General features: G+C 68.0%; 1 protein-coding gene. It reads right to left on the reverse strand.

The window, feature by feature from the left end; all coding sequences use genetic code 11:
* Positions 1-53: 53 nt before the first annotated feature.
* Positions 54-2,060, reverse strand: coding sequence for a glycosyl hydrolase family 18 protein (locus ACFUEL_RS38690; RefSeq protein WP_380242744.1), 2,007 nt, complete (start codon positions 2,058-2,060; stop codon positions 54-56).
* Positions 2,061-2,314: the final 254 nt, after the last annotated feature.

Below are 2,314 nucleotides of genomic sequence, written 5' to 3' on the forward strand. Positions count from 1 at the left end.
GGCCCGGAGGGCGGAACCCTCCGGGCCTTCCTTAAAACGATGTTGACGGAAGCTCAGCTGATGCTGAAGTCATCGGCCTGGTAGGCACCCTGTCCGTACCAACCATGCACCCAGACGGTCACCGAGGTGACCGAGGCGCCGGTGGTGAACTTGGTGGAGAGCTTCGTCCACGCGCTCCCGCCGGGGGTCCAGGTCGAACTGTCCGCGCCGGAGCCGGTGACTCCCAGGTAGGCGTAGTTGCCCTTGACCCAGGCGGACAGCGTGTAGGTGGTGTTCGGTTTGACCGTGACCACCTGCTGGCACTGCGCGGTGTCCCCGGCGCTGACGTTGCCCTGCAGGGCGTACGAGCCGGTGTGGCCGCCGCTGACCGCCGATCCGCCGCTGCCCGCGCAGGTCCACGGGCTGAGCGCGCCGGACTCCAGGCCCGGGTTGGCGACGATGCCGCCGGGCGAGGTGGGCGAGGAGGACGGGCTGGTGGACGGCGAGGTCGAGGGGCTCGTGGACGGCGAGGTCGAGGGGCTGGTCGACGGCGAGGGGGAGGAGGACTTCGTCGGCGAGGCGCTGGCGCTCGGCGAGCCGGTCGGCGGGGCCGGGCAGGAGGCGGCCGAGCCGTTGGTGGCCGTCATCAGCGGGTTGAGCAGCGCCGCGTTCGGGTCGTCGTAGAGCGAGAACACGAACGATCCGCCGAGTCCGTTGCAGTGCGCGTAGTCCATCTTGGCCTGGATGGACCTGGCGTTCTCGCCTGACCAGAAGTTGTTGCCGTCGTAGAAGTACGCGGCCTGCGAGGCGGGGTCCCAGTAGGTGTAGCTGGGGTTGTCCACCGTCCCGAGCAGTTCCTTGTACATCCGCACGCCGTTGACGTTGCCGGAGTTCGGCGCGCCCTGGGCCGGCCCGCTGGCGGGTTGGAACAGCCCGTGGTCGGCCCCCGCCGCCACGCCCGTCCAGCCGCGGTAGTACAGCGGGACGCCCATGTTCAGCTTGTTCGCCGGGAACCCGCCGGGGATGCCGTACGAGGCGTCGCCGACCGTGTACGCCTTGACCGCCTCGTCGATCGAGTACTTGGCGTTGCCCGGCGGCACGTTGCTCATCGGGTCGTTCGGGTTCTGGTAGACCGGCGTCTGGTGGTTGGTCGGCCCCTGGGCCTCCCAGCCGCCGTGCATGTCGTACGTCATCGGGTCCGCGAAGGTCAGGTACTGCCCGATCTTGTCGGTCTCGATGTACTGGATCTTGTCCTGGCCGGCCGGCAGGGCCGCGCTCAGCGCGTAGGTCTTGCCGTCGGCGCTGCCCTGGGTGTTGAGCTGGTTGCGGAACTCGGCCAGCAGGGCGGTGAAGTTCTGCTTGTCGTTGGGCGAGGCGTGGTTGCCGAGGTGGCCGCCGCCGCCCGGGTACTCCCAGTCGATGTCGAAGCCGTCGAAGATGCCCTTGCCGGTGCCGGGGCCGCCGTAGCCGCCCTGCGCGGGCAGGTTGCCCTTGATGAACATGTCGACGCAGGAGGAGACGAACTTCTTCCGCGCGGCGTCGGTGGCGGCCACGTCGGAGAAGTACTTGGAGTACGTCCAACCGCCGATCGACATCAGGACCTTGAGCTTCGGGTACTTCGCCTTCAGCTCCTGGAGCTGGTGGAAGTTGCCCGCCAGCGGCTGGTCCCAGGTGTCGGTGGTGTTGTCGACGCTGTTGCCGTTGGCGAAGGTCTTGGCGTAGTCGGCGTAGTAGTCGCCCGCGCCGTCGCCGGCGTTCGGGTTGTTCTCGTCCTGCGAGGCCGCCGAGTTCGGCTCGAAGCAGGTGAGGTTGTTCGGGTCGATGTTGGCGAAGTCGTACAGCAGGTAGTCGAGCTTCCCGGCCATGCCGTTGGTGTCGACGTTCTTGAGGTAGAAGGCGTTCGAGTAGATCGACCACTGGTCGAAGTACGCGACCTTCATGCCGCCGCTGGTGGCGGGGGCCCCGGTCGTGTTGCCCGGCCCGGCGGTCGCGCTGGGGGCGCCCAGCAGCGACACCGCCCCGGCGAGCAGCGTGGCGGCCACGGACGTGACCGCCCAGGCCCTGCGGTTGTTGCGATGCATGCGGATGTGCCTCTCTCCTGTCACGTGGGGATGCAGGAACGCCGTCCGACACCCGGTCGGGGAGAGCGGCAGACGGAGCCAGAACGTGATCAATTCCCGTTACTGGCAAAGGACTTGCAGCGCATCAGGACGGGCGGTGGGGGCCGCCCGTCATGGGCATGACTCAGGTTGGACTAGACCACATGGCGTGTCAATCGGCCGGAAACCCAAGGAATGGCAAAGGGAACGACGAAGGCCCGGAGGCTGGTGCCTCC

It is taken from the genome of Kitasatospora sp. NPDC057198 (assembly GCF_042670125.1).
GTDB lineage: Bacteria > Actinomycetota > Actinomycetes > Streptomycetales > Streptomycetaceae > Kitasatospora.

Bases quoted from the DNA above. Each gene is read 5' to 3' on its own strand.
- ACFUEL_RS38690 (WP_380242744.1), bottom strand. From the start codon at position 2,060: ATGCATCGCAACAACCGCAGGGCCTGGGCGGTCACGTCCGTGGCCGCC.